Raw genomic sequence first — 18,091 nt, forward strand, 5'->3', positions numbered from 1 at the left:
CGCTTTCGCGAAAGCAACATGAGAATAATTCCAGCAATTGATATCATAGACGGTAAGTGTGTACGCTTGAGCCAAGGTGATTATCAAAAAAAGAAAATTTACAGCAGCAATCCCGTTGAGGTCGCCAAAAAATTTGAAGACCACGGTATTGAATACCTGCATCTGGTGGACCTGGATGGAGCCAAGCAATCTCGGGTGGTAAACTATTCAATTCTGGAAGACATCGCCAGTAAAACCAGCCTAAGGGTAGATTATGGTGGCGGTATCCGATCTGAAGAAGATGTAAAAGTGGTATTGGAAAGCGGAGCCAGACAATTGACCGGTGGTAGCGTGGCGGTCAAGAATCCTAAAGATTTTGAACGCTGGCTGACGATCTACGGTAGCGACAAAATTATTCTGGGTGCAGATGCAAAAGACGGCAAGGTGGCGACACATGGCTGGCAAAAAAGCAGCGAACTCGAACTGGATTCCTTTGTTGCAGAATGGTGCGCCAAAGGCATTGAATATGTTATCTGTACCGACATTTCCAAAGACGGAATGCTGGACGGTCCGAGTATCCAACTCTATGAGCAACTTTTACAAAACGACGAAACTGGTCGTTTGAACTTAATTGCGAGTGGTGGTGTTACAACCATGGATGACCTGTACAAACTAGAAGAAATAGGTTGTGAAGGAGCTATCATAGGCAAGGCGATCTACGAATCCACCATCAAGTTAAAGGACCTAAGAAAATTTATTGAAGAGTCTTGAATTTGAGCCCCAACTTTCCAGAAAGAAAAAACCACCTAATGCATAAACGACTAATTATTTCATGCTGAAAAAAAGAATCATCCCTTGTTTAGACATTAAGGACGGGCGCACGGTTAAAGGAATCAACTTTGTAGGCTTGAGAGATGCTGGTGATCCAGTACAGTTGGCGCGACAGTATGCCCAACAAGGTGCCGACGAATTGTGTTTTCTTGATATCACGGCTACGGTAGAAAAACGAGAAACCCTGATCCCTTTGGTAAAAGACATCGCAGCTGTATTGAATATTCCGTTTACGGTAGGTGGCGGAATCAACGATGTGCGACTGGCCAAGGAAATCATCAAGGCTGGAGCAGACAAAGTAGCTGTCAATAGCGCTGCAGTTAAAAGACCTGAGTTAATTAACGAACTTGCACAGGAGTTAGGGAATCAGTGTGTGGTCGTGGCGGTAGACACCAAACGATTGGAGAAGTCGGCGTCAAACCCGCCACAAATGCAAAAAACCAAGAAAGAAACTGAATCAGGCTATCAGAATACGGTATTTGTCGGCGGCGGTCGCTATGAAACCGACAAAGAAACCATTGCCTGGTGTAAGGAATGTGAGACGCGAGGAGCTGGTGAAATCTTGTTAACCAGTATGGATCACGATGGCACGAAAAATGGTTTTGCGCTCGAAATTACAGAAAGGATAGCTGATCAGCTCAGTATTCCAGTCATTGCCTCAGGAGGTGGAGGAAATACAGTACATTTTGTAGACTTATTTTCAAAAACCCAGGCCAGTGCAGGGTTGGCGGCAAGTATATTCCATTTTGGCGAATTGCCAGTACCTCAACTCAAACGTGAGCTTGAGGCGACAGGGATTGCCGTGCGGTTAATAGCTTCATCATAATCAAATGAGCTTTGAAGGAGTTTGACCATTCCTTACAACCCATTGAAATGCCTGAATATTGATGCTTACAGAAAAAAATAAAGCTAGTTTGGTTGCGGTTAGTGGTCTAACCCGAATTTAAAGAAGATAAAAGTTATAATGCATACATCACCTAATTTTTCAAAATACCCAGACGGACTCGTGCCAGTGATTGTTCAAGATGACGACAGTCTACAGGTATTGATGCTCGGATATATGGATGAAAAGGCATTCTCGCTTTCGCGAAAGCAAAACAGAGTCACCTTTTATTCCCGCAGTAAAAAACGTTTATGGACTAAAGGAGAAACCAGTGGAAACTATTTGGACATCCGGGAAATACATTTGGACTGTGATCAAGATGCATTATTAATTAAGGTAAAGGCACTCGGCCCCACTTGTCATCGCGGAACTACCAGCTGTTTTGACTAAAATGTTGGTTAAAGTGTTTAATTTGTAGAGATGACCCAATGACCAAACCTATGAGAATTCTTTTTGTTTACTTTCTATTTATCCTTGGCTTTTTATCACCTCAACAAGTTCTAGGTCAAGACCAAGTTTATGTCGATCAATATCTAGAACGGCTCGAACAATCCAAAAAGTACCTGATCACCGTAGCCGAATTAATGCCAGAAGAAGAATATCACTATCAGCCAACTGAAGCTTCGATGACATTTGCAGAGCATCTCATGCATATTACTTGGGCCATGGACTGGCATAGTCAATCACTGATAGGCGATCGACCGGCTAGGGATTGGGAAACGGATAATCTGCTTAAGGTGGCCAATAAATCCAAAAAAGAAATGATCGCCACCGTGATCCGTACCTTTGATAACACCATCAGCTTTATCAAAAATTTCAACCCGGATAGACTGGATGAACGACTGGATTACTTTGGCCAGAACAGATCTAAGAGGCAAATTCTCATGCTGCTCTCAGATCATGTCACTCACCACAGGGCCCAGATGTTGGTCTACCTAAGACTTAAAGGACTGCAGCCTCCCAGGTACGTACTTCATCAGTAAAGAATGCTGATACACATCATCATTGACTTATTAAAACTACTTATATGTTTAGCATCAAGGACCTTGAAAAAACCATTCACCAACGCATAGACGATCAGGTGGAAGACTCGTATACTTACTCTCTGGTTCAAAAGGGTATCAATAAAGTCGCCCAAAAAGTGGGTGAAGAAGCTGTGGAAACAGTGATCGATGCCGTTAATGGAACAGATGAAGACTTTTTATACGAAGCCAGTGATCTGATGTATCATTACCTGGTTTTATTAAAAGCCAAAGGGTTTTCACTAACCGATGTTGAAGCCGAACTGGCTAAACGTCAATCCAAATAGTAAGTTTCAAAAATGATTATTATATTTATTGAAAATTAATTTAACCATGGGAAAATTTGAAAAGTACAACGGATCCAACGGCGATTTTAGATTTCGCTTAAAAGCAGGTAATGGACAAAACATTCTTGCTAGTGAGGGATATACCTCTGCATCTGGACGCGACAACGGTATTGAGAGCGTAAAAAAGAACAGTGCCGACGAGAATCGTTATGAATTGAAAGAAACTGCATCTGGAAAATGGCACTTTAACTTAAAAGCTTCTAACGGACAAGTGATTGGCTCCAGTCAATCCTATTCTAGTGAAAGCTCTGCCAAGGCTGGAATGGAAAGTGTCATGAACAACGCTCCTGGAGCTGATGTTGTAGATGCTGACTAGCTTTCTATCTTCTTATTAAAACAATAAACCGCAAGCCTTTAAAGCTTGCGGTTTCTCTTTCTATACATCTTTTAAAACCCCTTATTTTTTGAGATGATAGTCCAAGCCACCCACATGGGTGGAATGAAATTTACTCATGGCCATTTTAACCCCTTTCTTATACGCCTCGGCATTGGTAGAGATAGCTAAGTTCGCGTTACACGATCTCCAGAAGTAGCTATAGGCTCAAAACTGGCTACTCCCGTAGTGAGTCCCTGCCCTTGCGATACTTTTGCTTTTGTTTTTTCTATTACACCGTCGATTTCAAGCGCTTTTTTGATCAGCCCATTATAGGTATTACCTCTTTCATCGGTAAAATTGATCACTGATTGAATTTTCCAGATGTCATTGGAGCCTTTAAACCTGAGACCTTTCTTTTTTTTCGGCACTCTTATAATCATAAGCGACCAGGCGCAAGTTAGTTTTTATTTTTACAGTAGCACCACTAGGATTCCAGCCTTCTTTCATTTCTTTAAACATGACGTAAAGATTTACTTTGGCCACCAACGCGTTCCCTAATTCTTTGGAAAGACTTTTATTGGAATTGATTTCGGCGTCCCCCAGCAATCCGAAACCTTTCTTCTCTCTTCCTTTTTTGTTCAGACCTTTCACATAATACTCATGCCCAGTAGGTGTTACGGTAATCATTCCTGGGATCTCAGTAGGTATTACTTGTCCACCAGTTCTTTTGGTAAACTCGGCATAAGTTTCTGTGCTTCCTACTTGATCTATACCTATGATTTCCAGGCCTTTACTTTGAAGGTCGGCCACAAATTCTTGATATAATTCATCAGTAATCTTTTGTAAATCAGCCGCAACAATACCTTCCAAGCTTAGGGCTAGTTTGGCTTTGGCGCCATCTCTTGCGCTTCCATCTCGATTATTGCTACCAGCCTTGTAGCTTACCGCATCCCTAAACATTTCAAAATTTGTTCTGAATTGCGCTATGTACACCTTTTTTTGAGCTTTTTAGGTGACATGCTTAAGTGTGTCGATTCTTTAAATTCTCCTAATGACTGCGCTTTCGCGAAAGCGAAACAACAGGTAGCGAAAAGGACACATAAAATCGTTTTTGTATTCATAGTTATTTGTGTTTTAATTTGAAACTAAATTCTATTCATTGAGCGGCTGAGACAATAAGACAAATGACGTAGATTAATGCAATTATTATTGTCGGCAGTTGGGAGCAAGGCTGATTTGAGCTTATTATTCTCGTATCGACCGGCTTTATAAATCTTACTTTGTTCCATGTATCCCAGCCCGTTTAACAGATGTTCTTTATAATTAGCGAGGATCCTGAAGTTCTGGTCAGGACCAGTGAAAAACATGTAAAGGCAGTCTTCAGAATAAGCATAGAAAAACCGATCAATACATTTTAATCCCTCTGACCAGGCATATGGGTTTTCCGTATTTGTTAGGAATCTTAAGTAGGTCTTTACCTTCACCGATGGAAATCATAGTCAAGTGCTTCCCAATATTTTCTATGGTGAAGGTTGCTTTTGAATACAGTATTTGTAAGTATTGTTTGGTCATAGGATCATAGGTATAGTAATGCCCATCGGCCTTTTGGGTACTGAGTTTGATGCCGTTTAGGCTCACCAGAATCGTATGGCTATATTTACCTCTTACCACTTGAGATTTATAGGTATAGGGTAGTTTAAGTTCCACGCGATAATGGATCTTTCTTACTGTTTCAGGATAGCTACTGCCATTTTTAAACTTTTGACTTAATTTGATTGGTTGTCATATTCATAGGTATAGGTTACCTTCTCCTGTCCTAACTCTTCCCTGGCCTCCAGTTTACCATCGCGGTAGGTATATATGAAATGGTTTACTTTGGTTCCCTGGGCATTCTGAGTGATTTCTTCAATTACACGCTGCTTTCCCTTTCTTCCATACACATACGCTGTGGTATACACAAAATCTTTTCATTTATAAACAGATTGAATTATCTGCCCCTGATCATTGTAGGAGTAAGTAGTAATTTTTGCCTCTGTGGTCTTATTTCTTTACAGCAATTTTCCCTGATCATTGTATGAAAAAGTGGTGGCAATGACCTTACCGCCAGTATACTCGTATTTGGCAATGGTACGACCACTGGAATCCCGATCAACGCTAACTGCATTATAGCTAGCTGCTTGGTCTTGCGTGGTAAGCAAACTGGAATTGATAAGGATGCCATCTGTATCAAACCATTCGTTGTCAATTTTTAACACATCGCCAAATAAGTATCCATGTCTGGTTTTGTGGTTCAACTCATCTGGAGTCAACGAATTTAATGGTGCGCGATACCAATCATGGACTACTGGTGTTTGGGCCAGAGCAATCATTTATAGGCAACAGATGGTTATAAACAAAATAGAATTTCTCAATACAATATTAATTTGAAAGCAAAGCTTCTGTAATTGAAGAGGGAATACAATGCGTCAATTGCCCTATTCTGTTTTTGCCTACATGAAAAAAAGATGTGAAAAGTTGAGAGGCGATGCCTAGATACTTTACTTGGTTAAGCCAAAGTCAAACGGGTAGCCAATACAATCTCTAGAATTGCCGACTTTTCCACCACAATTTGTTCTGAACCTTGTATTTTTTGATAGAAAGCTTGATCTACCTCAAATTCCCCTTCCTTGGTGAGAATGGTAAATGTATTTGATCCACCGTTGAGCGAACTCGAATATTTATCTAACACATAGGTATGCACAATCTTCTTTGAATGTTGTGACAATTCCCTGCGGTATTTAAAGTACCATTTAAGTAAGCTTATCAATTGCCAAATAACGATGATGGGAACTGGAAATAAAAAGATGAGTAAACCCCACCAACCCGAACTGATCAGGCTGATCATAACCCCCAAGGGCAATCCGCCAAACCAAATTGCTTTCCTCAACTTTTTATACCAGGCTTTTCTCAAAATTCTGTAATCTGAATTCGTGAGGCTGGCGTTTTTGACTCCAGGTTGAGATAAGGTATGGGTGGGCTTTTTTCCAAGGATTTGTTCATCTAACGATTCGTTTCTCTTTAATAACTCAAATTGCAAGATCATATTAGCCCGGGGAGTCACCGTAATTTCCACCAGGTCCCCAACGTGATGATTCTGATAACGCTCTGGTGCAACCTTAAATTCTTTATCCTTAATTTTAATGTAGTAAGTAACTGTAGTCTTGGTTCGGCTGCCAGCGCTACTTCTGCTAGAACCGCTTGAAGATTTACTGACCGCTTTTCGCTTATTTTGAATAGGTCCTTGGTAGACATGTTTTAGACCACCCGATAGATCTTTATATTTTTCCCAAAACATAAATCCGCAAAAGCCGACAATCATCGACATAAATCCCAGAATGATAAATTCTGGAAAATCCATACCCTTGTTGAATAGGTATTCACCGCTTACCCATCCAAAGCCAAAATAGATGATTAAGCCAAAAATCAAAGGAATGACCACAAAGCCCAACATTCCCATACGGATCAAACGTTGATCGGCCCTGGTCAGATTTTTTTCTACATAGGTGCTAGACGACATCATAACATTTAGTATTTAGTTAATCATTGAATCAATACTTAATTTTGCGAACCTTTTTTGTAAACAACCTGTCAAACATGGCACTGTCTACGGCAGTGCTATCTGGATAATACAACTTTCTAGATATGAAGCGGTCGTCTAGCTGACCCATTTACTTGTAGACTTTGTGACGTTTGATCCAGCCTTCCGTGCGATTTTCATGATTGATGGAATACGGCTCCACCATAATTTCCTTCTTAGAGAAATTCCTGCGGGTTTGAATCAATGCCCGGTCAGAAGATGCAGCGGCAGCCCTCAAAGCAGCAATGGTATCATTAGTAGGCAATGATAAGCGGCTGTGTTATGACATTGATTTGATGTCATAAAATTGCGAACAAAAAATAAGTTTTAAAATAGATCAAGTTCATTAAGATCAATACTTTACGCTTTTATATTTTTTTAATTCTTCTCGACTGCGCGTTCTTATTGCCGAACGTTTATCTGCGTCTATTTTAGGCAGCAATTTTTTTGAAATGTCAGTGGGTACCAGCATCATAAATTCAAAACCTTCCTCAAAATCATAGTGATATAATTCATTGAATATTTCCAGATAGTACTGGTCGATCTGTTCTTGGGATTTACCGGCTGCTTTGAAGGATTCGATTTCCTTGGCAAATAGAGGCCTTGCTTTATAGGAACCCAAGGCTCTCATTTCTACATATTTTTTTGCTTTTTCACTTAATGACGAACTTGTGGATGATCCAGTGCTTACCATGGAAGACTGCGACTGACCGGTAAGCGATAAAGCATACACATTTTCATTCTTTAGGTTTGAATAATTAGCCAATTCATAACTCAACTTTCCGTTGATGAATATTTGAGCGGTACCATTCTTAAGGCTCCACTTGTAAATATTATTTTTCAAATAACCCGTGGGCGTTAAAACCGATAGGCCTTTGGCAGTCTTGTAAGCAAAATATAGATTTTGACTTACAGGTGAGCCCGCATAGCCGCTGTAGCCTGGGCGCTCTTTATCGACATGCATCGTAAGATTAAGTTGGGTGAGATACACCATCCATTTACCTGGTGACGTGGTGTAAATCTTGTATTCATCCTTTGTAAGCGCCTTGCCGAAATTATAAAAATGAGTGAGTTTGCCCTGATCGTATACCAGCAGTAATTCACCTTCTTTTGCTGCAAAAGGTACTTCAGTAGGAACGTCTACAGGTAGTTCATAAATATTACGAATCAAATAATCGTAATTCCCATAACCTGCTACTGCATCCTTTTCATTTGGTAAAATCTTCAAATAGGCAGGTATGGCCAGATTTTTATCTTTTTGAGAAAACTCAAAGGTATTGTTTGACTTGCGTGCCACCAACAATGGAAGCGAAGGCTGAAACTCAACTACATCAACGGTGTTCGTTTTAGTAGATTTCTTGTCTAAAGGTTCTCCATTATAGGGTAATACGGGTTTGAGTTCTTTATCCTTTGCCTGATAATAATCATTGAGAATATAGGTAGGCTTGTTATTAACGGTTATAACTGGATCTCCATTTTCCAAATAGATCCATTTGCCAAAATGAGAATAGTCTTTTAGCTTTTCTCCCTCGTCATATACCACATAACTTTTACCGGCAATGTTGCGATAGTAAGCCATTTGCGTGTTGTAAACGGCTTGAGCATTTGCTTTTGTAACCTTTCCACCCAGTATAGAAAGTGCTTTTGCATCTGGTATGATGTAATAATTTACTTCAGGTAAATAATGAAACATATAGGCTTGATCGTTCTTACCTATTACTTCTATTTTAGAGCCTCTTAAGATCTTTCCATTAACGTAGGGAAACAATATAGGGCTGGAGGTGATGGATGGATCGGGTTCAAAATGAAATTTAGGATTGTCAAAATCTGAATAATAAATAATAGACCGTTCTTTTTTTCCAAATTTTTCATTCTTTGAAAACCGATTATACACCCAGTTGCCCTTATCATCAAATTTATACTCGTATTCATAATCATCATCGACAGAATAAATAGGTAAGCCATTCTTATAGTGGTAGGCGTAGTTAGAAATGCTCCCATCATAATTTTGGCGTTCTGTATTGACCTTAAGAACTCCATCATCAAGCGGCTGATAGGTGTATTTGCCATAGGTTGATTTTTCAGGTCTATCCTTTGATGCTTTATAAGTAATGATTTCTTTGATTATTCTTCCCTTGGCATCATATTCAAAATTCTGAATGTTTGAGCTGTGTTCTATCCTAATTAATAAGTCATTTATATAGGTATAACTGGAAAAACTTAAGACTCCATCCTTAAAGTATCCTTTCTCAACCAATCGTCCCTTATTGTCTCTCAGGCAATAAGATGAATTTAATTTTTTAGCCTCTTGTTTGGTATAAGCACAAACTTCATAGATTTTACCAGAATGACCATTCCAAACATGCTTTCCCTGTTTGTCATAAATCTGACCATCAATGGCATATACATCACCTTTGACATGTTCAGCATCCAAGGTGTGCATGTCTGCCACTGGATTTTCAGGAGCCTTATTGAAATCAGGTTGATATTGAGCAAAAGCTCCAAAAAATAATAAACAACAAACAACCGTATATAACTCTCTCATTTATGAGTTTTAATAAAACTAAATTACTTTATTGTAGAAGAAAGGTAAATAAGGCAAATGCCGTAAAGTCACGTTTATAATTAGAGCTCTGTCATGCTATCTGATGGCAAGAGGAAATCAAATAATAGACAAACGCTTAGTACTGGCTGTTACCTCATTTCTTGATGCTGGGCACACGTCTCTGGAACAATAAATCAAATTCTGTACTGCCACTGGTGGTGCTATCTGGGTAGTATAGTTTGCGGAAGATGAAGCGTTCATCCAGTCTACCCAGATTTTTATAAGTCTTATGGCGCTTAGTCCAGTCACCAGTACGCGTGTCTGTGCTGGTGCTGTACTGCTCGATCATGATTTCATTTTTGGCCAGTTCTTTTCTTTTTTCAAAGAGCGCTTGGGGCGATGTCTGGATGGCCTTTTTCAATTCTTTAATGGTTTCTGCGCTGGACTTACTGCTTCTAATCTTATAAAGACCTGTGAAGTCCAAAACATGGATCAATGGCCTGTTTTGAGTCGTACGGGCAAAAGGTTGTCCGTCGTGATAATAGATCGTTTTAGACCTCAACATCTCACCAGTTTCTGAAAAGGTTTCTTCTACCACGCTAAGTAAATGGTTGCCTGTACCGCCGTAATAAAAATAGGCTTCCTTGCGCTCGCCTTTGCGAGGTGTCATGACAGCGCGCACGACCAGATCATCTTCATATTCATACGTAGTGGCGTAATTTGTATAACGGCCTGTAGCTTTTTCCTTGAGGATCCTACCCTGATCATCGTGCTCAAAGGTGATAAGGGCATCAAATCCACCTGCGCTGGTTTTGCGCACGATGCTGTCCAGTCGCTTACCGGCGTAGAAAAATTCATCAAAGGTTTCTGACTTGTACGATCCTAAAATTTGGCGGTAATCCTGAATTTTAAGTCCGTTTTCATTATAGTTCAATACTTCCAGCATCACAGGTTCATATCCCAGACTATCTGCTTTGTAGGTCGCCGTTTGAACCCTGTACACTCGATTTTTTGACGGTGCCTCATCCTGGTAGATTGCTGGTAGTCCTATATGTTGTAAATCTGCAGGTGTTTGTGATGATACCGCTTTCGCGAAAGCGAAAAAAACAACCACCAATAGCGTTTTTATGTTTCTTTGAGGTAGGCATAAGCCGTAGTGTAAATTGATCATAATTGCCATTTTTATTTAAAAAGTCTCGTGCTTATTACATCCACACACCGACTCATCATATCTTTGTTAGTTTTATTGCTTGTAGGACTGGCCGTTGTAGAAATCTCCAGTAATGATTTGCATGGGTTTTGCATCGTCGATGGGTACATAGGTGTATTTGGGGACTTTGTTTTTAATGATCACGACCTCGCCTGTATCTGCTTTTTTGAATTCATAACCGTAGGTGCTTCTAATCTGTTCACCTTCTGCAATGAGGATCCACTGCTGTGCTGCCGTATCTGCATAAAGGATAAAGGGTGCCTTAATCACCTCAGGCTCTATGAACGCTCCATCTACAGCAGTTACATCCTTCTTGACACGGTAGTAGGTTGTGTTTTCTTTTGCATAATAGAGCCAGTGGTTGTTGTCTTGAAAGAGTTTGATATCCTCATTACCATAAAGCGAATACCGGATACTATTACCATGAAAAACTTCGATTTTATTTTGATTCCATTTCAATAATAGCGGCATATCCTTTTTAAACAGCTCCAATGGCAACAGCTCATTATTAGGCAACCCATTAGGCATGAAGTTTCTTTTGATGTAATAATTACCATCGTAAGGAAAGTGAACAATCACATCATCGCCATGGACTATATAAAGCGTGTTATACTCTTTTTTGTTTAGGTAGAATTGAGGTCTTTTACCAGGCACCCTTTTTATGGTGAGCAGTTCAGGACGTAACTCATCATGATAGAAAATTTGCTTTATCATGTAATAATTGGGTTCTTTTCCTTTTTCTGCATCTGCTATATAAGTCCCGCGATCATCCCGTACGGCATAGTATGTCTTGTCATACCAGTCTGTACGCCATTTGATTTTTCCGTTTTCAAATGATTTGATTTCTATTTCACGTGCATTTTTCTTGTCAGGCCAGGTGGTCGTCATGGTCACCACGACTTCTTTACCTTTTGTTTCGTAACTGTAGACCGTTTTCTTTTTTCCTTCCAGTACTTCTTGATCCAACCTTCCTTTACGGTCGTAGGTATAAGTATGGGTTCCCGCAAAGTCTGTTTCTGTAATCAACCTACCGCCGTCATCATAACTGTAAGTGTATGATGTTGATGACTTTCCATCATTATAGCTGGTAACTTTAATGATTCTGCCTTTTTCATCCAGATCAACTATATAGGTATTGTCACGTGCAGCATCTTCAGGCGATTGATTGATAAAGTCCATGATGGTTTTACCGCCATCAAAAATCTGTAGGCCCTGTTCATTATATCTTTTTTTATCTGCAATGGCAATACCATCTGCATACTCATGCCATTTTACAAATAACCCTGTTGCAGTTGGGTTTAACGGTGCGACGGCTATATCTACGGCAGGTTCAAGATCAATCTTTTGTGCAGAAACGTTGCTCCATCCCACAAAGAAAATACACGCGATTGTCGCAGTAAACTGCAATCCCGTGAATCTGATTATCGCCCTGTAATAATGTATGTTGCTCCTCATTAGTGTTTGTTTGAAAGCAAAATTGCCTTAATTCCAGATGCTGTGAAATAAGGCCATTGGCCTAGATTTCCACCGATCAATGTTCTTCTCATCTTTGGCAAAGCAGGTATTAAAGCGCTCTGGATCATTAAAAACTCGCTAATACTATAAACTTGCATTTGCTACATATACTGCATAAAAACATTTTCCATCTTCCACCACAGGTTTTAAGAACCACTCAACCAAAATCAATTGTCCTTCATAAAAGAATCGTCAGCTTCTAGCTTGCCAGCGGTCGATCCATCTGGATAGGTTATCTTACGCATAATTAACCGAGGCTTATCATAGAACCAATGCCTGCGATTGTAATGAGCGATCCAATCTCCATTTTGATGGGTATAGAATGTGATGTGATTTTTAAATCCCTCTTTCTGTTTCTCTGAAAGATCATAAAGGTGGTAGTCAATAAGATTCTTGTAAGCTTCCAGATTGAACTCAATTTCCTCCGTCAATTGATTAGGATGAATATTTGGATACACATCAAAGCTTTTCATAAAGAAAGAAGGATTGTCTGGCATGTAGATATTCACTCGTCCTATTTTATTTCCATTGCTAGTATAATCAAAGACTGGAGCCATGTCGTCCCCGTATGATACCGCTGTGGTTTTCATCCCAGTTAAACCCAGGATGCGATTGGTATGCTCCCATTTAATCGTTTTCCCATTATGCACGTAGTGCATCATCTCCTTGCGGTTCCCATCAGTGGATCCATTAAAGGCAAGTGTGTCATTATTCTTTATATAACCTACCAGACCGTTCTCGTCCAGTAAGAACTCTATGTTTGTGTTTATGGTACCCGTATACTTATAGTCAGCAATATGCACGCTACTTGGCACGCCATTCTCGTGCTGGATGATGGTTTTAACATGTTTAGACAAATTATTGAACGAATATTGCTTTGCGGTAAATAGGGTCACGAAACCCGCTTGGTTGAAAGTAAAATCATTTTCTGCGACCTTTTGCCAAGTCGCTTTATCTTTTTCCCACACATAGACTGCCTCTTCAATCGCAGTAGGAAGATTCTTTTGATTGATCTGTGAATAAGACAAATATGGTACTATGGGATCGGGAAAGGATCTATACGCATCGACCATTAGATCTTGGCCTGCGACATCGCACAAACCCGCAATGATGAACACCATTGCTAAGAAAATTTTTAATTGCTTCATTTGTTGAACTATCATATTCATTGTATTACAAACACCAAATTTGCTATAAAGGGAGTGATCATGAAATAGGGCAACTGCCGTAACCTGAACTTGAGATATTAAGTTCACGCATTCGCGCCTTGTCTGGCGGCAGGCAGGAAAGCCATGATCCCACAAGCCACTTCACTATTATCCTTCATCACGTTTCTTAAATTGATTCTACAAATTACCCCACTTCCCACCTGGCAACTTCACGGCCATAAAAATCTTGTTATTGAAGTGCCAGACTTGTGCTTTCAAGGGCATGGTTTGTCTGTAGACCGTAAGTTCTTTTTTGGAACTGTTGACTTTAAGGGTATCACTTGTAAATTTGAGATAATGCTGGTTGAAGTAATCGGTTGCTTGCTGTGCGCTCTCAAAAACCAATTCCACCTCTTCCAAAACTCGTGGGGCGCTGCTGGTAAATTTGTACTGCGCATACTTGAAAGGTGCACCGGTATAGATCACGGCATGATTGGTCTGTCCAGGAACGGTGTTGAAGTCCACAGGACTGTTTTGGATCGCATTGTGAAATTCTACGGCGCTCACATTGAATCCCATTTTCTTTCCATCAAATACAAATAGCTCATTAAATGCCGCTCCAGACATTTCTGGCGGATTGATCTTGTGGGCATTTTCAAGATCTCTTGTTTTGTACTGTCCTACTCCTGCAGTAATTGCGCGGTAGTAACGTATGGTCTCCAAACCATTTTCTCCCGTTATCTTCACATTGACATTGATGTGACCATTATTCAAGAGAAAATCTGGAGGCATCAATTGATCCTCAAAAGGTTTGAAGCCCAAAAGTTTTTGCCGATCGTTTTCAAAAGTGATGGTTTCTGTCATCAGTTCCTGATTGCGGGAATCGTACACCCTAAACTCGGCTTGCTTGATCTTTACGGGATCAAAAGATTGATCCAGCGTCAAATAAAATTGTGGTTGTGCCTTCTCATCCAGAAACAAAGTGCTCTTCAGGTCGATGCGGGAGTCTGGTTTTAAATCGGCATACTTTTCTGGGTAGAGAATGTTAGCCTCTGCAAAAAATAAGGCCTCACGCGCCATGATTTTATGAGCTGCATAAGAGATGTAACCGTAGCCTTTATCGCCCCAACTGGTTCCCCAAGAGTTTTTGAAAATAAAGCCTTTGTCATTAAAACCTACGATCGTCACCACATGACCACCGTAATTTTGACGGGTGCTCCCATCTTCCATTTTGGTCGTAGGTTCGATCAGGTAATAGGGAACTTTACCGCTAAAGATATCTGCGGTAAGATCACCTTCATAGGAATTGAAAACATCTACATAGCGTTTGTTACCTTCAGGCAGCTTTAAACCTATTGTGGGCAACAGCGGATTCTCTGCAGAAATCTTTGCCTGCGACCAGGCCGGTGCGTGAACATAAGTATAATGCACAGCTATACTGGGCACGCCTGCGGTAAGCAGTCGCTTCATCTCATCAATATCATGAGCGACAGTTTGATCATAATAGATAAAATCCTTTTCTAAAATTCCGTTGCTGGCAAACTGCTGAAACTGATATAAACCTATGCTTCCTACCTGTGCGCCCTTGATCAATCTGGTAAAATCGTTGGTATCGCTTTCCCACTCGAGTGGCTCCCCATGGTACGGCATGACCTCTTCGCTCACCACACCATAAGTGGCCAGTGGTTTTTTGTAGCTGCTTAAAAAAGCGCCTTCTTCATAAGTCACGCCCGGCTGGCTGTGCTTTAGCGCTGCATATAGATATTGCTCGCTCACATCTGCTGGCATGGCGGGTACGGTTTCCAGAGCCGCTGCCACCCCAAAAGCCGTACAAGTCCCACGCAATCCCTGGTGTTTTACCGGCGTTTGTACGTGACGATAATCTATGCCTTGGGCTGTTGAGAATTCCGCTTTCGCGAAAGCGAGAACAACTAAAAAAATGGGTAAAATTTTATTCATGATCAGGGATGTTTATTTCTCGATGGACTCCAGCGTTTTCTGGTCGAGAGTAGTGTTTCCAGAGACGCTACCGTCTGCATAGGTTATCTTTCTCAGGTAATACCTTCTTACCGTCTGGTCGTGTTTAGGCTTATAGATGGTGGTCGTCCAGTCGCCTTTTTCGTTGCGTATGGTTTTTGAAAATGGGTATTCCTTTTCGCTGGCACTCATTTGAGCATTAACCAGCTTATTGTAAGCTTCGGGATCGTTTGCTGCCATTTCAAAAAGATCATACCATTTCTTACCAGTTCTTTGCAGGTTGAAAAACACCTCATGATTATCAAAAGGGATGTGATAGGTAGTGATATAGTCGTTGTCATCACTCTGTACTGCCACCAGTTGATCGTCCACATACAGGTAGTTGCGTTTGTCATGTTTTGAATAAACAGTATAGGCGTTTGCTTTATACTTATAAGAGTCGGTACGGTCTGGATAGGCAGCGTCAGTGACGTTTGACAACTTGTCGTTTTGATAATAGAGCCTGTATCTGGGCACCTCTATAAATTCACCCTTATCATTTCTTTTAAACTTGAATTCATCGACACCAAACTGGGAACCATCAGATTGACTGACCAGTTTGCCATTCTCGTACTTGAACATTTTTACTGTTTGCAAATATTGATTGGCCTCAAGGAGCCTTTCAAGATTGCCGTCGCTTTTGAAAACATAGGCCATGGCGTCCAGCGGCACGATGCTATCGCCATCAACCACCTTGTAGGCTACGAGCTCGATTTGTTTGGGCATTTTGGAAACATCATAATGTTTCCACGAGGTATCCGGCCAGCTCAAGGGCTTTTTGTTGCCGTCCAATAGAACATTCAGTGGTTGTTGTGGGTACGCTTTCGCGAAAGCGAAAACAACAACAAGAAATATAATAAAACGAGATGCTATCATGACTTAGAAATAAATGATTTCACGAGTCACCTCACCTCCAAAACGCTCGTCAGTATAACTGATCCAGTTGCCCTTGTCATCATATTTTACGTTTGACATGGATCTTTGCCCCAAAACGGCATGATATACGTTTTGATAAGCGCCGTTGCTGTAATAATAGGTGGCCCTGCGAGTGCTATCATTTTTGTCTGACTGCTCGACTTGAAGGTCATCGGGTTCACCGTAATATCGGTAGTTAATCGTGTTCTGAAAATCATCATTCCAATAACTGGTTTTTTCAATAACCCGATTTTGCTCATCATACTTGAAGACGACTTTCTCCGTATAGTCACTGCCGTTGTAAATAATCTCAGTTAGATTATTGTTATTGTCGTATTTGTATTCCTTAACGGCATCATCCTCATAGGTGGTCTTGACGATATTTCCATCTTTTAAGTGATACTTTCTATTGCCATTATTGGTTTTAACCAAAATTTCATTTTCAGCATATTGGATCTCCAGAGGCTCATACTCAGAATCACTTGAGATCAATCTACCCTGCTCGTCGAATAGATAGGTTTCTACACTGGTACCGACATCTCTCACTGTCGTGGTCACACTTTTCTTGGCATTACCCGCTAGTCCAAAGTCCTGATTCCAAAAGTTGAGCGCAGTAGGATTATGAGGTGCATTAGGATGGGGCTTGTTTTGAGCCTGCACGCTGCCGCAAAAAAAAAATAGAAGGAATAGGTATTTTATCATGATGTATTGATTTAAGGATTGAAATGTTGAAGGTTTGTATTAATACTGTCTCACGCCATTCACAAACCGCATATTCTGAATCTTTAATAAGGATTTGTTTTCGCCAAGACTATTGAGCGGCAATTCCTTGCCTAAATTGGCCTCGATAAGTTGTTCATCTACTTTGAAAAGGGTATGGTATTCCTTTTTCAACGGGTTGTAAATCAAATGGTAGTCACCCGCCTTAACCGTCTTTACAGGAATTCCAGCAACACTTGCTTCAAGGATGTATTTTCCGTAATTACCCTTGGCTACTTTGGCAACTACTTTTCCAAAATCATTGGGGTCAACTTGATCGTAGTAATAGATTGTGCGCTCGTCATCCACGTATTTACTTCCATTTTTGTAGCGTTTTACCCAATTGTATTTGTTGTCGAATTCGTAGGTGAAGGTATCCTTGCCCTGCCCTACTTCTTCAGATGACCTGATCAATCCCTCGCGGTATTCTTTGATGTAATGATTGACAAGTACGCCGTCTTTATTGGTCTCCTTTTTATCGACCGCGAGTGTCTTGCCCTTATTGCTGTAGGTGTACACGGTAGTATATTCAAAGGTGTCGCTTGAAAAAACTTCCTTGATTACACGACCGCGATCGTCATAGGTGTAAACCGTCTTTTTATTGCTGGGTGTCGACGCATAGGATAGCATATTTCCATTTCCATCATAGGTATAGACTTTAGTCTCAGCCTTTCCGGCAGTGTAGGAAATCTCGGTAACAATGCGTCCTTGAGCGTCTCTTTCTACAGCAGTAGCACTGTGGGATGCTGCAGTATTTCTATTCTGAACGATACCAGAGTTAAGCAAATTCCCCTCGCGATCGTACCACTTGTCGCCAGTTGCTATGACTTCGCCAAAAAATTCGCCTTGTCGATCAATACGCTGCAACTGATCTGGAGTAAAAGGGTTTTCAGGAGCCTTACGCCAGTCGTAGGCTTTAGGCTGTGCCATGGCAACAACCTGGAGTAACACCAGTCCAAAAAGCATTATATAATTTTTCATAAATGTCA

At 40.6% G+C, this 18,091-nt stretch carries 20 protein-coding genes and 1 pseudogene; 6 read left to right on the forward strand and 15 right to left on the reverse strand.

Annotated elements, in window-relative coordinates; genetic code table 11:
- Positions 1-18 precede the first annotated feature (18 nt).
- The 6 genes and pseudogenes from hisA (at position 19) to EGM47_RS07595 (ending at position 3,378) form a co-directional block, all read left to right on the forward strand.
- Positions 19-750, forward strand: a complete 732-nt coding sequence (gene hisA, locus EGM47_RS07570; protein ID WP_124980166.1) for a 1-(5-phosphoribosyl)-5-[(5-phosphoribosylamino)methylideneamino]imidazole-4-carboxamide isomerase — start codon at positions 19-21, stop codon at positions 748-750.
- Positions 751-811: 61 nt separating this feature from the next.
- Positions 812-1,636, forward strand: a complete 825-nt coding sequence (gene hisF / locus EGM47_RS07575; protein ID WP_124980167.1) for an imidazole glycerol phosphate synthase subunit HisF — start codon at positions 812-814, stop codon at positions 1,634-1,636.
- A gap of 138 nt (positions 1,637-1,774) precedes the next feature.
- Positions 1,775-2,083, forward strand: a complete 309-nt coding sequence (hisI, locus tag EGM47_RS07580) for a phosphoribosyl-AMP cyclohydrolase (protein WP_124980168.1) — start codon at positions 1,775-1,777, stop codon at positions 2,081-2,083.
- A gap of 50 nt (positions 2,084-2,133) precedes the next feature.
- Positions 2,134-2,676, forward strand: coding sequence for a DinB family protein (locus EGM47_RS07585; RefSeq protein WP_124980169.1), 543 nt, complete (start codon positions 2,134-2,136; stop codon positions 2,674-2,676).
- Between the two features lie 62 nt (positions 2,677-2,738).
- A pseudogene (gene hisE / locus EGM47_RS07590) lies at positions 2,739-3,002 on the forward strand (phosphoribosyl-ATP diphosphatase); the annotation flags it as partial.
- Between the two features lie 46 nt (positions 3,003-3,048).
- Entirely contained in the window at positions 3,049-3,378 is a 330-nt protein-coding gene (locus EGM47_RS07595; protein ID WP_124980170.1) for a YegP family protein, read from the forward strand.
- A 185-nt stretch (positions 3,379-3,563) separates the two neighbouring features.
- On the opposite strand, the gene EGM47_RS07600 is transcribed toward EGM47_RS07595, so the two are convergent.
- The 15 genes from EGM47_RS07600 to EGM47_RS07660 all read right to left on the reverse strand — a co-directional run bounded on the left by EGM47_RS07600 (position 3,564) and on the right by EGM47_RS07660 (position 18,083).
- Positions 3,564-3,743 carry a hypothetical protein gene (locus EGM47_RS07600; RefSeq protein WP_124980171.1) on the reverse strand — a complete coding sequence of 60 codons (180 nt, stop codon included), beginning with the start codon at positions 3,741-3,743 and terminating at the stop codon, positions 3,564-3,566.
- A 31-nt stretch (positions 3,744-3,774) separates the two neighbouring features.
- Positions 3,775-4,371 carry a hypothetical protein gene (locus tag EGM47_RS07605; RefSeq protein ID WP_124980172.1) on the reverse strand — a complete coding sequence of 199 codons (597 nt, stop codon included), beginning with the start codon at positions 4,369-4,371 and terminating at the stop codon, positions 3,775-3,777.
- Positions 4,372-4,782: 411 nt separating this feature from the next.
- Positions 4,783-5,085 (reverse strand): hypothetical protein, encoded by a 303-nt coding sequence (locus EGM47_RS07610; RefSeq protein ID WP_124980173.1) that lies wholly within the window; start codon positions 5,083-5,085, stop codon positions 4,783-4,785.
- Between the two features lie 59 nt (positions 5,086-5,144).
- Complete coding sequence (locus EGM47_RS16300) at positions 5,145-5,336, reverse strand: hypothetical protein (RefSeq protein WP_164510839.1); 192 nt, start codon at positions 5,334-5,336, stop codon at positions 5,145-5,147.
- A gap of 90 nt (positions 5,337-5,426) precedes the next feature.
- Positions 5,427-5,747 carry a hypothetical protein gene (locus tag EGM47_RS07615; protein ID WP_124980174.1) on the reverse strand — a complete coding sequence of 107 codons (321 nt, stop codon included), beginning with the start codon at positions 5,745-5,747 and terminating at the stop codon, positions 5,427-5,429.
- 176 nt (positions 5,748-5,923) lie between these two features.
- Positions 5,924-6,934: a hypothetical protein gene (locus EGM47_RS07620; protein WP_124980175.1), complete on the reverse strand. Its 1,011-nt coding sequence runs from the start codon at positions 6,932-6,934 to the stop codon at positions 5,924-5,926.
- Positions 6,935-7,085: 151 nt separating this feature from the next.
- Positions 7,086-7,259, reverse strand: coding sequence for a hypothetical protein (locus EGM47_RS16305; protein ID WP_164510840.1), 174 nt, complete (start codon positions 7,257-7,259; stop codon positions 7,086-7,088).
- A gap of 87 nt (positions 7,260-7,346) precedes the next feature.
- A complete protein-coding gene (locus tag EGM47_RS07625; protein WP_124980176.1) occupies positions 7,347-9,539 on the reverse strand; it encodes a hypothetical protein in 2,193 nt (730 codons plus the stop codon).
- Positions 9,540-9,693: 154 nt separating this feature from the next.
- Positions 9,694-10,710 (reverse strand): hypothetical protein, encoded by a 1,017-nt coding sequence (locus EGM47_RS07630; RefSeq protein WP_124980177.1) that lies wholly within the window; start codon positions 10,708-10,710, stop codon positions 9,694-9,696.
- Between the two features lie 72 nt (positions 10,711-10,782).
- Positions 10,783-12,204 carry an RHS repeat domain-containing protein gene (locus EGM47_RS07635; protein ID WP_124980178.1) on the reverse strand — a complete coding sequence of 474 codons (1,422 nt, stop codon included), beginning with the start codon at positions 12,202-12,204 and terminating at the stop codon, positions 10,783-10,785.
- 227 nt (positions 12,205-12,431) lie between these two features.
- A complete protein-coding gene (locus tag EGM47_RS07640) occupies positions 12,432-13,427 on the reverse strand; it encodes a hypothetical protein (RefSeq protein ID WP_124980179.1) in 996 nt (331 codons plus the stop codon).
- A gap of 183 nt (positions 13,428-13,610) precedes the next feature.
- Entirely contained in the window at positions 13,611-15,371 is a 1,761-nt protein-coding gene (locus EGM47_RS07645) for a C1 family peptidase (RefSeq protein WP_206052136.1), read from the reverse strand.
- A gap of 12 nt (positions 15,372-15,383) precedes the next feature.
- Positions 15,384-16,304 carry a hypothetical protein gene (locus tag EGM47_RS07650; RefSeq protein WP_124980180.1) on the reverse strand — a complete coding sequence of 307 codons (921 nt, stop codon included), beginning with the start codon at positions 16,302-16,304 and terminating at the stop codon, positions 15,384-15,386.
- 3 nt (positions 16,305-16,307) lie between these two features.
- Positions 16,308-17,045 carry a hypothetical protein gene (locus EGM47_RS07655; protein WP_124980181.1) on the reverse strand — a complete coding sequence of 246 codons (738 nt, stop codon included), beginning with the start codon at positions 17,043-17,045 and terminating at the stop codon, positions 16,308-16,310.
- Positions 17,046-17,084: 39 nt separating this feature from the next.
- Positions 17,085-18,083 (reverse strand): hypothetical protein, encoded by a 999-nt coding sequence (locus EGM47_RS07660; protein ID WP_124980182.1) that lies wholly within the window; start codon positions 18,081-18,083, stop codon positions 17,085-17,087.
- Positions 18,084-18,091 lie beyond the last annotated feature (8 nt).

Source organism: Nonlabens xiamenensis (assembly GCF_003865345.1).
Classification (GTDB): Bacteria; Bacteroidota; Bacteroidia; order Flavobacteriales; family Flavobacteriaceae; genus Nonlabens; species Nonlabens xiamenensis.